This is a genomic window from Leptospiraceae bacterium (assembly GCA_016708435.1).
In the GTDB taxonomy this organism is placed as follows: Bacteria; Spirochaetota; Leptospiria; order Leptospirales; family Leptospiraceae; genus UBA2033.
Window position 1 is genome coordinate 65,606 of sequence record JADJFV010000015.1, and the last position, 18,998, is coordinate 84,603.

Annotated in this window: 17 protein-coding genes; 8 read left to right on the top strand and 9 right to left on the bottom strand. The window is 35.7% G+C overall.

Annotation, left to right across the window (positions count from 1 at the left end):
• Window positions 1-249: 249 nt before the first annotated feature.
• The 5 genes from IPH52_16990 (at window position 250) to IPH52_17010 (ending at window position 5,682) form a co-directional block, all read left to right on the top strand.
• On the top strand, window positions 250-1,446 hold the full coding sequence (locus IPH52_16990) for a hypothetical protein (protein ID MBK7056705.1): 1,197 nt from the start codon (window positions 250-252) through the stop codon (window positions 1,444-1,446).
• Between the two features lie 25 nt (window positions 1,447-1,471).
• Window positions 1,472-2,869, top strand: coding sequence for a sensor domain-containing diguanylate cyclase (locus IPH52_16995; protein MBK7056706.1), 1,398 nt, complete (start codon window positions 1,472-1,474; stop codon window positions 2,867-2,869).
• A 280-nt stretch (window positions 2,870-3,149) separates the two neighbouring features.
• The gene (locus IPH52_17000; protein ID MBK7056707.1) at window positions 3,150-3,779 is read left to right on the top strand and encodes a curli assembly protein CsgG; all 630 of its coding nucleotides are present in this window, start codon (window positions 3,150-3,152) and stop codon (window positions 3,777-3,779) included.
• 10 nt (window positions 3,780-3,789) lie between these two features.
• Window positions 3,790-4,542: an SDR family oxidoreductase gene (locus IPH52_17005; GenBank protein ID MBK7056708.1), complete on the top strand. Its 753-nt coding sequence runs from the start codon at window positions 3,790-3,792 to the stop codon at window positions 4,540-4,542.
• A 498-nt stretch (window positions 4,543-5,040) separates the two neighbouring features.
• Window positions 5,041-5,682 (top strand): methyltransferase domain-containing protein, encoded by a 642-nt coding sequence (locus IPH52_17010; protein ID MBK7056709.1) that lies wholly within the window; start codon window positions 5,041-5,043, stop codon window positions 5,680-5,682.
• 9 nt (window positions 5,683-5,691) lie between these two features.
• Here IPH52_17010 and IPH52_17015 read toward each other — a convergent pair whose 3' ends face one another.
• The 5 genes from IPH52_17015 to IPH52_17035 all read right to left on the bottom strand — a co-directional run bounded on the left by IPH52_17015 (window position 5,692) and on the right by IPH52_17035 (window position 9,646).
• Entirely contained in the window at window positions 5,692-5,919 is a 228-nt protein-coding gene (locus IPH52_17015) for a DUF3820 family protein (protein MBK7056710.1), read from the bottom strand.
• Window positions 5,920-6,056: 137 nt separating this feature from the next.
• Window positions 6,057-6,425, bottom strand: coding sequence for a hypothetical protein (locus IPH52_17020; GenBank protein MBK7056711.1), 369 nt, complete (start codon window positions 6,423-6,425; stop codon window positions 6,057-6,059).
• A 92-nt stretch (window positions 6,426-6,517) separates the two neighbouring features.
• Entirely contained in the window at window positions 6,518-7,348 is an 831-nt protein-coding gene (locus IPH52_17025) for a hypothetical protein (GenBank protein ID MBK7056712.1), read from the bottom strand.
• A 57-nt stretch (window positions 7,349-7,405) separates the two neighbouring features.
• Complete coding sequence (locus tag IPH52_17030; protein MBK7056713.1) at window positions 7,406-8,773, bottom strand: thioredoxin family protein; 1,368 nt, start codon at window positions 8,771-8,773, stop codon at window positions 7,406-7,408.
• Window positions 8,774-8,992: 219 nt separating this feature from the next.
• A complete protein-coding gene (locus IPH52_17035; GenBank protein ID MBK7056714.1) occupies window positions 8,993-9,646 on the bottom strand; it encodes a hypothetical protein in 654 nt (217 codons plus the stop codon).
• A gap of 99 nt (window positions 9,647-9,745) precedes the next feature.
• Between IPH52_17035 and IPH52_17040 the strand changes: the two genes are divergently transcribed.
• The gene (locus IPH52_17040) at window positions 9,746-9,913 is read left to right on the top strand and encodes a hypothetical protein (protein ID MBK7056715.1); all 168 of its coding nucleotides are present in this window, start codon (window positions 9,746-9,748) and stop codon (window positions 9,911-9,913) included.
• Here the strand turns inward: IPH52_17040 and IPH52_17045 are convergent.
• Together IPH52_17045 and IPH52_17050 are read right to left on the bottom strand one after the other, a co-directional pair.
• Window positions 9,894-10,541, bottom strand: coding sequence for an NAD(P)-binding domain-containing protein (locus IPH52_17045; protein MBK7056716.1), 648 nt, complete (start codon window positions 10,539-10,541; stop codon window positions 9,894-9,896). The genes IPH52_17040 and IPH52_17045 overlap by 20 nt on opposite strands.
• Before the next feature lie 231 nt (window positions 10,542-10,772).
• Entirely contained in the window at window positions 10,773-13,952 is a 3,180-nt protein-coding gene (locus IPH52_17050) for an efflux RND transporter permease subunit (protein MBK7056717.1), read from the bottom strand.
• A gap of 429 nt (window positions 13,953-14,381) precedes the next feature.
• Here IPH52_17050 and IPH52_17055 point away from each other — a divergent pair, with 429 nt between their 5' ends.
• Complete coding sequence (locus IPH52_17055; protein ID MBK7056718.1) at window positions 14,382-15,893, top strand: hypothetical protein; 1,512 nt, start codon at window positions 14,382-14,384, stop codon at window positions 15,891-15,893.
• 242 nt (window positions 15,894-16,135) lie between these two features.
• On the top strand, window positions 16,136-17,077 hold the full coding sequence (locus tag IPH52_17060; GenBank protein ID MBK7056719.1) for an NAD(P)-dependent alcohol dehydrogenase: 942 nt from the start codon (window positions 16,136-16,138) through the stop codon (window positions 17,075-17,077).
• Between the two features lie 556 nt (window positions 17,078-17,633).
• Here IPH52_17060 and IPH52_17065 read toward each other — a convergent pair.
• Together IPH52_17065 and IPH52_17070 are read right to left on the bottom strand one after the other, a co-directional pair.
• Entirely contained in the window at window positions 17,634-18,002 is a 369-nt protein-coding gene (locus tag IPH52_17065; GenBank protein MBK7056720.1) for a DUF2200 domain-containing protein, read from the bottom strand.
• Between the two features lie 6 nt (window positions 18,003-18,008).
• On the bottom strand, window positions 18,009-18,977 hold the full coding sequence (locus IPH52_17070) for a hypothetical protein (GenBank protein MBK7056721.1): 969 nt from the start codon (window positions 18,975-18,977) through the stop codon (window positions 18,009-18,011).
• Window positions 18,978-18,998 lie beyond the last annotated feature (21 nt).

The window sequence follows — 18,998 nt, forward strand, 5'->3', positions numbered from 1 at the left end:
CGTGAGATGTCTATTTTGCAAAGATAGTATAAGATTAACCTAATACTATGTTTGCAAAATAGATTTCTCACACATCGCACAAACTGATGTGTCCACCCATTTGCTTAGTCGCAAATCCGACACCTACGTAGGTTCGAAATGACCGTGAAAATCATCGGTGGTAATATTCCTCCCTTTCTTTCGAATATTTATTTACATTTTTTAAATTTCTTGCATGACAAAAAAAATACTTTTTCCTAAATGATGAGTATGACAAAAACCACAGAACTAAATAATGAGTCCCAATTTTCTGCCGCCTTAAATAAAGTCCTTGCCAAAATCCAAAAAAACAAACGAGCCTTCACAGACCCGGAAGTAAAAGCATTTTGTGCAAAACGTTTCCGTAATATTTTTATCAATGAAGCAATCGAAGATCCAATCGCAATGAAAGTCGCTACTGAAAAGCCACTCTTCGGAAAAGACACACGCCCTGCTAAGCAAAAAGCCTACGAAAGATTTCTTCGCAATGATGGTCCAGCAGAGTGGAATATTGATTATCCGCAAGCACGCAATCCTGTTCTAAAAAATACTACTCTACTTTTTTGTCCGGGTCTTCTTACTGGTCTACTTCCCGTAATGGCATTCCAAGAAGCATTTCCCGCTATCGAAAAAAAATACAAAATCAAAATTCTACAATCCGATTCTCATCCAATGAGAGGCTGTGAGGCTAATGTCAACGATATTCGTAACGCAGTCGAGAAAGGAATTGGTCTAGATGCAAATGCAAAAGTAATTACAAAAGGCAAAGCGCCGAAAGATATCTTTGTTATCTGCTATAGCAAGGGAATGCCCGATCTATTAACAGCACTAATCGAAATGCCGGAGTTAAAAGATAGAATCCGTTGTATCTTCAACTGGGCGGGCGCTCCCGGTGGTTCGCCATTAGCCGACAATATATTTGCCTCTCTCAAGAATGCAGACATGGCTGCTCTTAAAAATCTCACCGAAATAATCAAAGTCGTAAACCCAATGATTAACCTAGGCGATAAAGTCAGAAGACTTGATGAATACCATATCAAAGATGCAGTTGAATCAATCACTACAACTTACCGACAAGAATTTTTGCAAAAGCACTTAAAAGAAATTGATAAAATGAATATTCCTATTTTTAATATCAGCGGCTCAACGACAGTAACCGAAGTTCCGTATTTTCAAATGCAAGGTGTGATGGAATTAAATAAATACGATGCAAATAACGATATGCAAGTCACACAACATGGGGCTAAGATTGCTTCTCCAATGGCGACCGATCTTGCTATGCTACATGGTCATCACTGGGATCTTTCTTATAGTCCATTTCCAAAGAATATGCGCTTTGGCTCGGCTCACCTAGATCATCCGTTCCCAAAAGAAGCGGCTGCTACTGCCATGATCAAGTTTGCGTTCGAACTCGGACTCATTGATTGATTCAGATTTCTAGAAAGCTTTATTCATGAGAAAAATTCTTTTAGCGGATACTCTACTTTTATCCGCTACGACTATATTGTATTATCTCCTGGCTCGCTTTGGAATGTCACTATTCTCACTTGAGCCAGGAAATATTACTCTTCTCTGGCTACCCTCTGGGCTGGCACTTATAATGGCAATCGAATGGGGATTTATCTCTGTTCCTTTTATCATTCTCGCAAGTTTTCTTGCAAATTATCCGGGAATGGCGATGAGTTCGGGTAAATATCCACTTCTATTTACTGCAATCAATTCAAGTGCAGATGGATTTACCGGAATGTTAGCCATGCAACTTTTGAAAAAGTTTTTACCGAACGGACTGCGGTATACAAATGATTTATTTCCTTTTGGTCTTGTATGGTTCATCACTACTTCGATTACGAGTAGCTTCATTTCAGTTTTCATGGTAATCGGAGAATACATTCCTCTTGAGCGGGTATTTAGTTTTATCCGTATGTTAGTCCTTGCTGATAGTCTGGGAATAATACTAATTTATCCGCTTTATACAAGCTGGAAATCAGACAGACTCTTTATAAAAAAAGATATTTTATTTTCTATGCTAGCAATAGCAATCATAACCGCTTTGTTAATCCTTGGTTTTACTGTTTTGCCCGGAATGATTTTTTTTATAGTTCCAATCATCATCATTCTTTCTTTTAACGTTAAGCGCTTAAATGTAATGATTATTACGAGTCTTACTTTAGTATTGATCATTGCGGCTACCGCAAAAAATCTCGGTCCGTTTATTTTTCAAGATCCTGAGGATTCTAACTTCCGGCTAATGGCATTTGTCTTCTCTAGCTCTCTTGCAATTTTAGGTGTTGTATTACAGAGCCACCAATTAGGAATTAGTGAATCATCTAGCAAACTCTGGCAAGACGCTGCAGAGCATGATCCACTTACAGGTCTAATCAATCGACGCGCCTTTATACCAATCTTAAATAAAGAGCATCAAAGAGCAAACCAGACTGGAAAAATTTATACACTTGCTCTTTTAGATTTGGATCATTTCAAAATTATCAATGACAGCTACGGTCATCAATCAGGTGATAGGGTTCTCTGCTCCATAGCGAAAATCATGAATGAAAATTGTAGATCGAGTGATTCGATTGTGAGAATGGGGGGAGAAGAATTTGCAATTCTATTTCCAAATTGCACAATGGAGGAAGCCTTTCTACCCCTTGAGCGGATAAGGGCAAATTTAGCCAGTCAACCTCTGCAAGTAGACAATGCACTTATCTTCGTAACTATAAGCATCGGAGTTGCCTCTTTTATGCGGGAGGAAAATGACTTTGAATTAATGCTCCGCGCCGACAAAGCGTTGTATACCGCTAAGTCAGCCGGACGTAATAAAATTATTTTAGATAAAAGAGCTTCTATTTAATAACTTTTTGGCATTAAAATTTCAGAGGATAATTTCAGTTATTCCACAATGAGTTTTTTAAAAGTTATTCTGTTATGTAGAAAGCTGCGGTAGCGATCAAAGCGGGGTCAACAAATTTTGAATGAAATTTGTTGACCGTAGCTGCGAGCGCGGTCGGCTATCCCGTGTAGGGGTTGAATATATTCAACCCTTTTGAATATTAAGCCCCTACACGAGATACCGCCGAACCGCCCCTAAAAAATCTATTTACTAAATTTGATTCTTTTTCAGACTAGACGTTATGTATTTAATTAAACTATTAATTTCTTTTTTTCTATTCCAACTACTAATCGGTTGTTCTTCTATCGATGTTGCTGTTACTGCAAATAAAACACTTTTGAAAAGTATGAAAAAAGTTGCAGTCATGAATTTTGAGATGAGCAACAAAGATCCGAAAGAACAAGAATTCGCCGATATCATAGCACACCAATTTCTAAAATCAACAAAGCTAAACGTAATCGAAAGAGATAAGTTGGTAATTAGCAAAGTCATCGGAGAGCAAAGTCTGTCAAGAACAGGCATCATCGACGAATCAACAGCAGCGCAGATGGGAAAAATTCTTGGTGTTGACGCAATCGTAATCGGAAAAGGCGAACAACTCATGATCGAAAACAAAAGTATTGAATATTGCTTAAATTCCTTCAACATCAAAGTCATCAGTGTTGAAACAGGAAATATTTTTGTAAATGTTATCAAAGAGCCTGGCATTGACTGGACTCCGTGGATACGATTAAAATTTGCGATAGGCGGCTTCGGTCTTGTATGGAGTAAGAACGATTTGCTCCTTGAGACCTGTCGAATTAATTTTTTAGCAGAACACGCTGTAAAAGAGATTCAATCAGAAATGGATAAAGTCAACAACCGACCATAAGACTTGCCACATGAAAAATATAATCAAGCCTAAAAAGGTATTGCTATTAGCCGCTACTTCTGACATTGGAAGGCATATTGCAGAAAGTTTTGCCAAAAGAGGTTACGAGCTATTACTCACGTCTACTAATATAAACTCTTTGCGCCCTATTACGGAAAGCATTACAAAAAAATACAATGTGAAAGTGCAAGAATACCAATTTGATATTACCGACTTTAGCATTCATGCCACTTTCGTAAAATCTCTCCCTGAATTTCCTGATATCGTTGTTTGCTGCTTTGGCTATTACAAAGATCAGGAAAAAGCTCTCTCTGACTTCGGAGAAGCTTTTAAGACTATGAGCGTAAACTATATAGGAGCAGTTTCTCTTCTCAACCTTGTAGCAAACCAATTTCAAAAAAGAAAATCAGGCTCTATCATTGCAATTAGCTCTGTCGCCGGCATTCGCGGTAGACAGATGAACTTTCTCTATGGAAGCGCCAAAGCAGGATTAACCACTTACCTTTCCGGTCTACGAAATAGACTCTATAAAGATAAAATCAACGTAACTACGATACTCTTAGGTCCCGTTTATACCAAAATGTCAGAAGGTCATAAACTAATGCCTCTTCACACCGCCAAACCAGAAGTAGCCGCTGAGAAAATAGTCAAAGCCGGTCTAGCCAATAAAGACGAGGTCTATATTCTCTGGCAATGGAGGTGGATTATGCTCGTTATTCGCTTAATACCAGAATTTATTTTTAAGAGATTAAAACCTTTTTAGATTTTTTTACTTGTGAAAAGGACAGAGTCGTTGCTTTCTATGAAATTGCAAATTCTTATTTTTAATTTAACTTTTTTTCGTATTCTATTTTTCCCCAAACGAACTCTAACATGTTCGCTGTGCAAAATAAATCTATTCTAGAACTAGATTAGCGGCTAATGAGTCGTTACCGAATAAATCATAGACCTCTTCCAGAGTTTGTAGTAAGAATTTTGCTACTTGTCTGCGGTCTGTATCTGATTGAATCGTCCAGTTTTTATAAAAATTACCTTCTCCATTTTCAGGCTCTGCCCAACCGAGAGATTTTAAATGGCTTATTTTTCTTTACATTCGTAAATGCTTGTTAGATGGTCTGACATGCTCTCTCTCTTTTAGTATTAGTATTTGAAATATATCTAAAAAGCGTTTTAAATAGGAAGTAAAAAATTATATCTTTTTAGAAATAGTTTCCCAATTATTGTATTGGGCTTACTCAGAAGAAAGCACGGAGACTACGAAATGAAAAATGAATCTTATTATGCAAAGATATTTGCTCGGTATTATGATGCATTTATGTATAGACTGGAGAGAACGATACTCCTCAAGAAAAGAAAACGCCTGTTATCCTCTCTAGAAGGAAACATATTAGAAATCGGAAGTGGAACTGGAATCAACTTTTCCTTTTATAATAAAAAAGCAAATGTATATGCAATTGAGCCTTCCTCTGCAATGATGCAGAAAGCGGAAACGCGAATTTCAGAAAGCAAGGGAAGAGAGCAAATAGCCGCTTCGATTAAAACAATCAATTCTGGAATAGGAAATCCTGAATTAGAAAAAGAAATTGCAGAGGGCAGTCTAGATGCAGTGGTTTGCACCTTGGTTTTATGCACCGTCCCTGATCTTAAGTATACAATCAACTTCATCCAATCGAAATTAAAAAAAGAAGGAAAGCTAATTGTGCTAGAGCATATTCATCCTAAAAAATTTCCATTTACCGCAATGCACAATCTATTCAATCCTTTCTGGAAAATATTTTCTATGGGTTGTAATCTCAATCGCAAAACAGATATTATCCTCAAAGAGTCTGGCTTCGTCTTAGTAGAAGAAAACTTTTTTACTAAAGCACTACCTTTTTATGAAGCCGTGTTTGTGTTGCGCTGATTTACTCTTCTAATCAGTCTTTCTTTTCTTTAAAGGTTCGAGCAGACTTTCCAATCCATTTAGTTTTATTTCGTAAATTGTTTCGAGTAATACTCCTAATTTTCCTTTTGGAAAACCGCTTCGTTGAAACCACTCAAGATAGAACATAGGAAGCTCGCATAATCTTATTCCTTTGTATTTCCCATAAGGCATTTCCATATTCACTAATTGTAAGAGTATTTCTGGATCAGGCGTCATTTAAACCACTCTCTGTTCTCTTTGAGTCTGTGGCAATCTTGTAGTTAAATTTTAAAAAACGGAAGCAAATCGGCGTTAGCCTTTGATACATAAGCAAAGCCGATTTCTTTTTCATTGAAGATAAACTTAGAAGTAAATTATAAGTTCCATGCAGATTTGAGTTTATCGAAAAATTTTGATTCTATAAAAGAAACTCCATCTGTGCCTGCTAAGTCTTTCATGAGATCAAGAATACCCGCTCTTACCTCATCATTTTGTTCTCCAAAGAAAATGATAGCTTCTTTTAGGCTCTCTACATAACTTTCGGTGTTTTCTGTCATTTCGTCTGCAATATGATTTAGGAAATCAATTGCCGGTATTTCGCTTCCAGCACCTTCCAAAAAACCGCCAAGAGCATCTTCTACTCCTTTTGCTTCTTCCTGAGATAACTTTCCGTCTTCAGCTACTGCTTGCACAAATAATATTGCTGCGTAATATTCAAGTGATTTTGTGTTTACGTTTGACATATTTAGTCAATTCTCCTTTCTTTTCTCTAACGAGATATTCCTTTTTATTCTGGACTATATTAAAGAAAAGAAAAAAAGAAATTGCAGAATTCCTATCTTACTAAAGTCCACTTGCCATCAATTTTAGCAACATACACTGGAGTTTTGAAAGCTCCATCGTCTTGACTGCCTTTTGTTTTTATAATATCTTCTCCCTTAGCATTCGTAACATAAATTATATTGCCGTTAGCTACTGGAACGAAGGTAAGCTTGGTTGGAATCTTTTCCATTTTCCCTTTGATTAATTTTAAGAATCCACCGATTGATTTTTCATCTCTTGCTTTATCTTCTTTTTGATTTGCATACATAGATTTAGGCATATCATTCAATTTAAACTCATTTAGTTTTAGGAAATCTTTTTTATTTCCAGAATTGGATGTCTTATATAAAGCTTGAATTAAGTCTGAGATTTCTTTTTTAGATGAATCATCTAATTCTACTTTCTCTGCTTTAGTCCATAGTTCGGAAGGAGGAATGATTGCAGGAGTAAATTTAATTTCTTTTTCAAAAGGAAAAGTAATATTATCCCCTTCTACTTCAGGTGCAATAAAGCTTACAATCTCTTTTCCTTCGTCACTAGTTTGACCTGCCTGTCCAAATCTAATATAGACCTTTATCTTTGGCTCAGATGGATTTTTACCTTTCTTGTAAGGCTTCAACAGTTTTATCTTTAGAGTATTTTCCCCTGGCATAATCCATAAATTGAGATCAGTCGCTACACCCGATTTAAATTCTTCATTACTTGGCTCTGTTTGCATAATTCCATTTAATTCAATGGAAGCTACAATGGAGTTCATATTGTAGGATAATGAATAGTAACCCTCTTCTGCGAAAACTGGATTCAATAGAAAGAGAATGAATAAAAATATAAATTTAAGTTTCATAGACTAATTGAACACAAGTTTGTCCAATTAGTCAATAAATTTCGGAGTCCAGTTAATTTATTTAACTATAATTGCGCCGATGTTGGAACTAGAATCAGGTCCGTTTGGTCTATCTACTTTCCACCAGCCGTATGCACCGGCACAAGAATTGCCCTGAGCATAGCGGGTGCGAATATAATACACGCCCGGATTTTTAGGAAGTTTTAAGTTATATTTTACTTTTACCCATCCTCTACTTTTTTGCTGTCCATTCCAGGCACAGGCTTGCGCTCTTTCTTCTCCGGAAAGACCTACGATTACTTGATTGATCGCACCTCCGCAAGACTCGCAGTTGTGAAGTAGTTTCATCTTTAATTCTACTTTCTTGGTCCCTTTCTCTACGGTTATAGTATTACCTCCGCCGTTAAGGGAAACTTCCTTTACTGTATAACGAATACCTTCTCCTTCTCCGAAAACTTCTGTAAATTCAGGAAGAATTGGTTCTAGATCAGAACTTGGAACATCGGGAACTGGCTCTGGATTGGGAGGAAGAGGTATGTTATTTTCTTCTGGTGGCGGAGTTGGTTTCGAGTCGCCTTTTATATAAGGTTGAATGACTGCTATCAAACCATCTGCATCTCTTCCGCCTACTTCTTTCACAAGGCTCTTACCCGAAGAATCTAATACAAAGTATGTTGGTAAACCGATAGATCCTGTGGCTAATAGTCCGTAGTCCTCATCCTTGACTTTCCATGTTACAAATTTTGAATTCAGCATATCCTGAACATTTTTTTTAGCGAAAGCTTCTTGTTCCATATATCTACAAGCACCGCACCAATCAGGTTCTGACATGAGAGCAAAAACATTTTTGTTTTCTTTTTTAGCTTGTTGCAGAGCAGCTTCTTTTTCAGAAAGCCAATTGATCGGAGATCTGTCAGCCTTTAAGCTATTTTTTACCGCGAATTTTTTTTCTTTATCTTTATTAAATTCAATGACAATTTGTTTTTTCAAAACGGTTGGACTGTAGCAAATTCCATTTTTACCGGTTTGGCAAATCTGTGTTTTGATAAGAAGATTTGTGTTAATCTTATCGCCTTTTTTTCTACCGACCAAATCGAAAACTTTTAGAGAAAAAGTTCCGTCGCCTTCTAGAATTGTCTCTTTGTCTAATTTTTTACCGACGGGTCTTTTTACTTTAGCTACTTGAAGTCCCGCATCTTCGATTGTAAAATCCGTAATAGTTAATTTGGATTTATTCTCTTTACCAAGATAAATATGAAAGCCGCTCGGAACAGAAACTTTCACATCGATATTCAATTCTCCGCCGGAAGGAAGGGAATGATTCGTTGGATAAGTAACAGTAAGTTTGTCCGCGGGATTATCCTCTGCATAGAGTATATTGCCCGAAATGAGTAATAATAAAATAATTTTTGATAGTATCTTCATAGAATTAAAAACATAATTCTTCTTAAATGAAAGGCAATCTTTTTTTAAGAACTTTTTCTGTTTTATTCTTTGCATATATGCTGCGGTATATGAGTCGCAAATTCTGAATTTAGATTCTCTGTCTAGTGCTTGTCGGCTAATTGAATGTAAACGAAACTATGCATTAAAGCACAATAGCATTATCCGCACATGCGCCTTATTGCAATAAAACCAATTACTCTATTTTTTTTCCTTTGCCAATTCTTCTTTAACCTTTGCAAACAGAGAGTTGACTGCTTTCGTGGCAGCAGCAGAAACCAATGCTTTCTTTTGATTCGCATCTGCTTTGTCATACATCATACCGTTTACAGTCACTGAATCGATTTGAGCTACATATTGTATGCCTGAATTTCTTACATCGTAAAGAGCAAAGCGATAGGTTAATCCGGGATCTTTTGTCATAGCATCTTTTGTTCCCGATACAAGTGGAAAGGCAAGAGCCTCAACACCGAGCTTAACTGCAATTTTTGCAAAAACCTCCGTTGTCTTAGGATCAACACTATTTGAATTTACAATCGCTTCTGTCAGCTTGCCAATTGCTTTGTCTAATTCAGCCTTGATGCCTAGGCCTTCGGCTGCTTTAATTGTAATGTCGCCGCCTGGAATAAGACTACCATATATACTTCCAACTTCCGTTTGTGCAATCGTTCCAAATGTTTTGTTGCTTTCATCATCGGATGACCCAGTTGCACTAGAACCCATATCAAAGACAGCCATAGTTACAACTCTTTTAGTATCTGGGTTAAAGCTTTTTCCCTTTTGAAAACCTACTTCAGTAGACGCACAACCAATTCCAAACAAAACCAATGTAATACCTATTATTTTATTGAACATTTTTAAATATTCTCCTTGCTTTACTATTTATAAAAAAGGATTTCTTTAGTCAAGAATATAATGCAATACAATAAATTTTCTTTAGTCTAATTAAACTAAATGAGTAATATGGAAAGTAAGATTGATTTTTTCAGTAATTCTTTTCGTAAATTCATCGACCATTCAACCTTACCAATGAATCATTATAAGAAGCGGCTAATGGCTAATAATTGCCGAGAGCATAGTAGCCGCCTTTATCGTAACGAAATTATTTCCTTAGCAGTTTAAATGCATGGGACCAACTATTATTTTTAATGCCTGGGATACACCAAAGCATACAAAGTGGCTCGATGGCTCTTGCAGAAACTACCGATCCCATATCCTCTACATCAAATCCAAATTGGTAGACGATTTGAGTCACTTCTCCTTTGGCATGAGTGTCATTCCCACAGATAAACATAGAGGGCTTAACACCATTAAAATCAGGATTAATCATAAAATGACCGCCAATGCAATTGAATGCTTTTACAAAATGAGCTTTAGGTGCTAAAGCCTGTAATTCTTCCATAAGCGATAGGTTGATATTAGAAAAGAAATTCAACACTCCATCTACGGGCGGAATATCTGAAATTGGATTTGTAGGATCAATAACTACCTTTCCCGTTAGACTATCCTTAATTTGTTCTACCAATGATTTCGCTACACTTCCTTTTACAGCAAGAACCACAATCTCTCCGAATGCACTAGCCTCCTGAAACGATCCAACAGAAATTTTACCAGAATTATTCTGAATAAACTCTTCCAATTTTTTGGGGTCACGAGTTCCCATCTTTACTTCATATCCGTATTTTATAAATCCACCCGCTAATGTTTGCGCCACAGAACCTGAACCTAAAATTCCAATTTTTTTTGACATACAATTCTTCCTTTATTTTCTACTCTAACAGAGTTCGATTCCAAGTAATTCAATTAACTCACCTTACGCAAGAGAATAAAAATAATCACCCTCCCGCCCCTAAATACTGAATTACATTGAATGGTGAATTACTAAGAATTTTGGCCTAAAGTAAAGTAAAAAATACTTCCTTTATGCTCTTCTGTCCTTGCCCAAATCTTTCCACAATCAGGTAAATTTTTCTAAACTAGATTATTCACCTTTACTTAGATTTAGAATCGTAACAAGATTTTTTCTTTTGGCAGTAATTCTCTTTTGTTTTTTTTCTTCCAATTTCTCTCCAATAGAAAGGAGATACTCCATGGTAATCGGAAGAAGCACAGATGAAAGAATTGTTGCAGAAATCACTCCAGCGATAACTACAGAAGCTAACGGTCTTTGCACCTCTGCACCCGCCATGTTAGAAATCGCCATGGGGATAAAACCAATGGCTGCAATTATTTCGGTTGTTAAAACAGGTCGCATTGATTCAATCGCAGCTACTCGAACGGCTAAGGGCAATAATACTCCTTCTTTCAGTTTTGCTTTTAAATTGGAAGCATAGACAATACCGTTTAATACTGCTATGCCGCTCACAGCAATAAAACCAACTCCAGCCGGGATACTAAAGGGAAGTCCCCTTAGAACTAAACCTAAGATTCCACCCGATGCGGCTAATGGCACAACGATAAATACACCCAGTGCATAGAAAATATTTCCGAAGGCTAAAATCAACATTGCAAAGATAATGATAAGTGCAATGGGGACAACGAGTATTAGTCGATTCTTTGCGCGTGTGAAATTTTCAAATTGACCTCCCCATACTAATTTATATCCGGGAGGCAAATTATCATTAATCGCCTTTGTTTTTTCTTGTGCTTCCTTTATATAGCCAACCAAATCTCTTCCACGAATATTTACTTCCACGAAAAGCCTTCTCTTAAGCCCTTCTCTTAGAATAGAGGCAGCCGATTCAACCAATTCAATATCTGCAACTTCTCCAAGTGGAATTGTTTTTCCACCTGCTGTCATAACTGGAATATTATGAATTTCCTTAATATCTTTGATCACATCTAAATCCAACCTGAGGACAAGGTCAAATCGTTTCATTCCTTCAAAAATCTTTCCAGCGTTAGTTCCTACACGTAGCATTTCTACTGTGCGTAAAATCTCTGAAGCAGAAACACCATAGCGTGCCATTAAATCATAATTTGCATTGATACGAAGAACAGAAAGTCCTAAAATTCTCTGAACGCGAATATCACCTGTTCCTTGAATTTTTTTCATTACATCGGAAATTTCATCGCCAATCTTTTTTAATTGATGAAGATCATCACCATATACTTTGACAACTATATCTGCCTTTGAACCGGCTAACAACGCATTAACCCTATTTTCAATTGGCTGCGACATACTGATATAACTAGAAGGAACGCTCAATAGAATTTTTTCTTTAATCGCGCTCATTAAATCTTCTCTGGTCGTTGCTGTTTTCCATTCGCTTCGATCTTTTAACTTAATCATAATACTTGTTTCATCTGTGCCGAGTGGATCTGCTGATGAATTGCCCCTTCCCACGCGAGAAACTACATTTTGGATTTCGGGAAACTGAGAAAGAATTCCTTCTATTTCCATGTTTAAATTTCTTGAATATTCAATAGATGCGGAAGGGAGTCTTTTTACATCCATGTCAATTTCTCCTTCATCAATCCGAGGAATGAATTCCGAGCCTAATGTTGCGGAAATTATAAAAGAAAAAAATACAAAGCAAAATGCTCCGATAAAAATTTCTTTCTTTTTTGTAAATGCCAGACTTAGAAGTATGTCATATTTATTTTCTAGAAAGACCCAATATTTACTCTTATAGAAATTCGGTTTTTGAAATACGATTGCAAGACTTGCAGGAAAAACAGTTAAGGAAAATAAAAGCGCTGCTCCAAGGGCTAACGCAACAGTAACCGCCATAGGACGAATCATTCTACCTTCTACTCCTTCAAGAGCCATAAGAGGTAAATACACAAGCATAATAATGGCAACAGAAAAAGCAGCCGCCCTTCCTACCCGCATACAATTTTCTAAAATAATTTTTTCAGTCGTTTCAGCAATTTGATAACTATCCATCGGTTTTTGAAATAAATATTTTTTTGTAACAAAGCCTGTCATTACAGATTCAAGCATAACAATCGACCCATCGACTAACAGCCCGAAGTCAAGAGCACCCAGACTCATTAAATTTCCGACCACTCCTATTTGCCTCATAAAAATTACAGCAACTAACATGGATATTGGGATTGCCATTGCAACGAGTGCACCACCTTTTAAAGAGCCCAATGTAATTATCAGAGTAATGAAAACGAGTATAGCACCCTCGCCTAGATTCATAAAAATAGTAGACAAGGCACGATTAATAAATTCAGACCTATCATAAAAAGGTTCAATCCTCATTCCTTCTGGAAGCTTAGATTTAATTTCTTCTATTTTCACTTTAACATCGCGCACAACGTCCCGTGAATTTTCTCCTAGAAGCATAATAACAGTTGCCGCTACAACTTCCTTTTGGTTTTTTGTTGCAATCCCAAAACGCAAAGCACGACCGATTTTTACTTTCGCAATTTGACCAAGGAGTAAAGGAGTTCCGTCAGAAGCAGTGCGAACGGCAACACGCCTTATTTCCTCAATCCCTTCAAACTGCCCTTGTCCTCGAATCACCATCTGCTCATCACCATCTATTATATAACCACCACCTGTATCTTTGTTAGCAGTCCTAATATTTTCATAGATTTTGGATAGAGTAAGATTATAGGCGACTAGATTGCGAGGATCTATTATTATTTGATACTCTTTTACTTCTCCGCCAACTGAATTCACTTCAATTACACCTGGGACAGATTTAATCTTCTTAGATAATTCCCAATCCAAATAAGTTCTAAGCTGCATAGGAGTATGTCTATCGGAACTTAGCACAAACTCATATATATCCCCTAAAGCAGTTGCCACAGGGGCTAATTCTGGTTTACCGTAATCGGACGGAATTTCCTTTTCGGCAACTTTGAGCCTTTCTGTGACTAACTGTCTGGCAAACCAAATGTTTACAGAATCCTGAAAGATTACAGTTACACTGCTAACTCCAGCTCTAGAGATAGATCGAATTTCAGTGGCACCTGGAATCCCAATGAGTTGTAATTCGATTGGATTCGTTATAAATTGCTCGACAAGCAAAGGAGACAGACCGGGAGAGGCAGTGACAGCGGATACTTGCACGTTTGTGACATCGGGAACTGCATCTACAGAAAGCTTTGCAGCACTGTAAAACCCAAACATTGAAATAATGAGAGTGATAGAAAGAACGATATATTTTTTACGAATAGAAAATGCAATCAGTTGTTCTATCATATATTCCTTACGGCAAAGTAATATTAATCACTGCATATGAAAAGATTTAAACGGTTAATTATTGTTAACCGTTTATCGTTTTGATTTACCTATGTAAAATTAGAAAGTCAAATCAATTTAAAAATAGAATGTATTAACCAAGGTGATATTTCTCATTTATTATGCTGCGCTCAATGAATGCAACATTGGGTTTTCTTTTTAGCAAATTGCATCCAACTTCTCCCATAATTATAAACAACAAGTTAAAAGCTTACAGCAAAATAGAATTGCTCCTCAGGTGTTTTGAATTAAACGGGGTTATTTTTTTTTTGCTAATTCTAAGTTTATGCTTGCTAGAATTTTTACCAACAGTCATAGAGATACAGACCAAATTGCAAAAGAAATGATAAATTTCCATAAAGGAGAATTAAATGAAAACAAACAAAGGCTATGAATCGTGGGAAATATGATAAGCTTTTTTTAATTTTATTTTTAATTCATATTCCTGTAGCCTATGCTTTATCTCTAGGATATGGGACAGGGCTAATTACAATTATCTCCAGTTTAATTTTAACAGGTTTTGCATATATTGTTTACCTTGTTGGAAGAGGAATGAGATATACTAGGCTCGTGAATGCAGTTATTCTCATGCTGTTTTCTGGGATTTTTATTATCGCACAACTTGGTCGTATCGAAATGCACTTTCATGTATTTGCTTGTCTGGCATTTCTTTTAGTTTATAAAGATTGGCTTGTTTTAGTTACAGGTGGTGCTACTATTGCCATTCATCACGCCCTTGCGAATGTTGCACAAATATTCGAACTCAAATTTAATAATATTCCCTTCCTAGCATTTAATTACGGTCATGGCTGGGATGTCGTAATTCTTCATGCTTTCTTTGTGATTGTAGAAGTTGGTGTATTAGTTTATTTTGCGATCAATCTAAAATCGCAGATGATTCAGTGGGATCAAAGTGGACGAATAACTGCAATACTAAGTGCAAATGCTGAGATTGTTCCCGAAATCCAAGAATCATCCAGGCAAGTTGAATCTGTTTTTTTGAATGTAAAATCTGCATCGGAGAGTATTTTGAATCAATCACAGAGACAAGCTGCGAGCACAGAGGAAATTTCTGCAAGCCTAGATGAAATCTCTTCTAGTATTGCAGCTATTCATAATAATACAGAAAAGCAATCTGAAGCTGTAATAAAAGTAAACGAAGAGTGGCAAAAGTCAATGGATGCTTCAAAAAAATTAGATAAAATGTTTCAACAGTTTTCAATTTTAATTGGGCGTGCAAAGGATCATGCGTCTAAGGGTGATAAGCAATTAGCAAATATAGCAATTTCAATACAATCAGTCGATAAAATGTATAATGAAATGAAAACTCTGACCGACGGCATACACGAAATAGCCGATCAAATTAATTTATTATCTCTTAATGCTTCTATAGAGGCTGCGCGTGCAGGGGAATATGGACGTGGATTCGGAGTTGTAGCCAACGAAGTATCAAAGCTGGCTGCGAGAACACGTGCAAGCTTAAGAGAAAGTGATAGTCTATTAAAGAATTCCAAGTCAGTGATAGAAGGCACAAAATCCAGTTTATCCTCCACTTCTGAAATTTTAAGGGCATTAGTAAATGAAGTTGATATATCCAATGATGAATCAAAAAAAATTGCGTTGGAACAAATTGATATTTCCCGCAACTTAGATGGATTCGCTATAAAACTTTCAGAAATAAAAAATGAATCCAATGCAATCCAAATTGCAACGGAAGAATTAAAAATTGGATTAAATACTGTTTTTGAAGCGATTGTCGAAATAACGCAAAAGACCCAAGTATTTGTAGAAGGATCGAATCAGATGAATTTTATGGTTCATACTTCTACAGGTATGGTGGAGAAGTTACAAGGAATTATCAATAAGCTAGAATTTAACGACACAGATAAAAAGATTGCTTAACTTTTTCAATACGGGCAATTTATACATCCTAATTTTATTCTTGGTTTTATTTAATCGGATTTCTTCTTATTCATAAAGAAGTGTTTTAAATCCAAAGGGGTAAAATTTCTTGCCACAATGGTTTACACTGTTTTAAATTTCCTTCCAATATTACTTGAATTAGTTTTGGCAATTTGGCTTATAGTGAAAGGATTTGATTCGTTTATATTGAATAAATTCGATTAGAGAGAAAAATGAATACAATGAAAGCAATTATTTGCACCAAATACGGATCACCCGAAGTTCTTCAACTTCAAGAAGTAGAGAAACCAATACCTAAAGACAATGAAGTACTCATAAAAATTCATGTAACTACTGCACATATTGGGGACACTAAGCTCAGACGATTAGAACCTGGTCTAGGACCTATGACAGATTTTTTATTCAAACCCTTAATGAGAGTCATGTTGGGTTTTAACGGTCCGAGAAATAAAATATTGGGAATGGAACTTGCCGGGGAAATTGAATCGGTTGGGAAAGATGTTACACTTTTTAAGAAAGGAGATTCCGTTTTTGCTTCTACTGAATTAAGATTTGGTACTTATGCAGAATACTGCTGCTTACCTGAAAAAGGTGCCCTTGCCATAAAACCAAAAAATATTTCCTTTGAAGAAGCCGCGCCAATTTCCAATGCTGGATTAACGGCTTTGTACAATCTTAGAAAAGCTAAAATTCAGAAAGGTCAAAAAGTGTTAATCTATGGAGCATCTGGAAGTGTTGGTACCTACGCTGTACAGATTGCAAAATATTTTGAAACTGAAGTTACAGGAGTATGTAGTACTAGTAATTTGGAAATGGTAAAATTATTGGGGTCTGATAAGGTTATAGATTATACACAACAAGATTTTACAAGTGGTAATGAGACTTATGACATTATCTTTGATGCAGTGGGAAAGATTGAATCTTCCAAGCGTAAAAAATCCTTAACGAAATCAGGAATTTACCTTAGTGTCCTTGATTTGTCTAGCAATTTTAAGATGAAGGCGGAAGATCTAATCTTTCTCAAAGAACTCTGTGAAGCAGGAAAACTAAAGACAGTGATTGATAGACGTTATGCGCTCGATCAAATGGTAGAAGCTCATCAGTATGTAGATAAGGGTCATAAAAAAGGCAACGTAGTAATTCTGGTTAATCCAGTAGAATGAATTGTAGTAAAGACCATGGGAGATTTTTAATTAATATCTGGGAATTTTAAACAACAAATGAATAGTCTACAATTTTTAAAATTAAATAGAACAATTATTACTTTTTATAAAATGATTCGTATTTCACTTTTTTACTCCTCTCTAAATTTTTAGAGGTTAATAGCTAATTCAGCATTAAGTATCCTGATATTATTGCAAAGAAATTTTTCTCAAGCAGAACATCTATCTTTGAAATCAGTTAGATCGTGATCTAATTTTTCTATTTTAACCGTATTTCCTTTCATTTTAACTTTTAGTTTTCTTTTTCCATGCTCAAATGGAATCTTTCCAGTAAATTGGATCTAAATATCTTCTGCTATCCAAATAAAATTACCACTATATTCCAAATAACCGGGATTAGCCTCACCACTAGCTTTGAATAAATAATTATTAAAAGTTCCATTTCCTTAGAATACAAGTTTATCGATATTAGCCACTCCTAGCTTTGGTCCATATCAGGGAATCTTTGTTAGAATCTGTTTGTTTATTAAGCCTGCAATTTTATAAAAAAGTTACCTTAAACTGAATGGAATAAAATTTTCTCTATCTTTTTTCCTTTTGCCAACTCGTCCACTAACTTATCTAAATACCTAGTTTGTTTTGTTAGAGGATTTTCAATTTCTTCTATACGATAGCCACAAATAACACCTTTGATTAGTTGAGCTTTAGGATTTAATTTAGCCTTCGCAAAGAATGATTTAAAAGTTGCTTTCTCTTCAATGAATTCTTGCAGTTTTCTTTCATCAAAACCTGTCAGCCATTCTATTACTTGATGCAATTCCTTTTTTGTTCGACCCTTTCTCTCAAGTTTTGCGATGTAAAGAGGATAAACTGAGGCAAATGTCAGTTTTGCGATACGTTCATTATGTTCCGGTGTTTCTTTCATATTATTCTATTTCTGCTTTTTTAAATCTTCTGTTGTGCTTTGAAAATAAATAATTTCTTTTTTGAAATTTTTGATTTGTTTAACGATATGAGTTTTCTTTTGATTTAAAGATTTAGTTACTCGAAGTAAATCTTCCATTCTCTCCATTTCTTCATCGCAGTAGGTTTTTAATTCTCTATACCCGTCTTCTATCTTTTGGTTTTTTTCTAATTTTTCTTTTTTTCCTTTTGGAGATAGAAGTCCATTCATCGTCTCAATTTCCTTTTTAAGTAAACTCAGATTTTTTTGTGAGTCCATCGCTTCCCGCTCTATGGGTGTTACTAAAGAAGCTGTTTCTCTATCAGCATCTTTTAAAGATTCCAGAATTTGGTTTGCCTCATTTGTAATTTTTCCAAAATCTTTTTCATCTAGATTTTCGTTTTTCAAAATTTCCAATTCTAACTCGTTTAGTTTATATCTTTGCAAATAAATATTTTTTAGGATAAGGTTCAAACTTGATTCTACGTCTATGACTTTACTAAAAATTTCGTTGTTTGTTTTTTCTCTCTCTTTGATACGAATCCTTTTGTCAGAAATTTTTTTCAAATTCTCAGATTCTTTAGTTAGTTTTACATTGGATAAATTTGCAACGGGTTGGTATACTTTTGTTTCTTTATAGGCAGCAGGAATTTTTTTTGATGCGATGACCCTCGGTCGTAATGGAAAGATTTCCGAGAACTTTCCAATAGAGCCAAATTTATCAATTCCTGCAATTCTTCCAAATTTATATTTTGGAACTGGCTCGATAAGAATTGGAGTATCCTCCACTTTTTTGGAAAATAATATCTTATTAAATTTCTTAGTGTCAGATATTTCGATGAGGTATTGAGTTGCGCTGGAATTATTTTCCCACTCAATAAATAAAACGGATTCTTCTGCATTTAAGGAAATGCAAAAGAAAAAGAAAAAAATAATCAACCTGTATATCTCGAACATTTTTTTTATTTTAAGTATCAT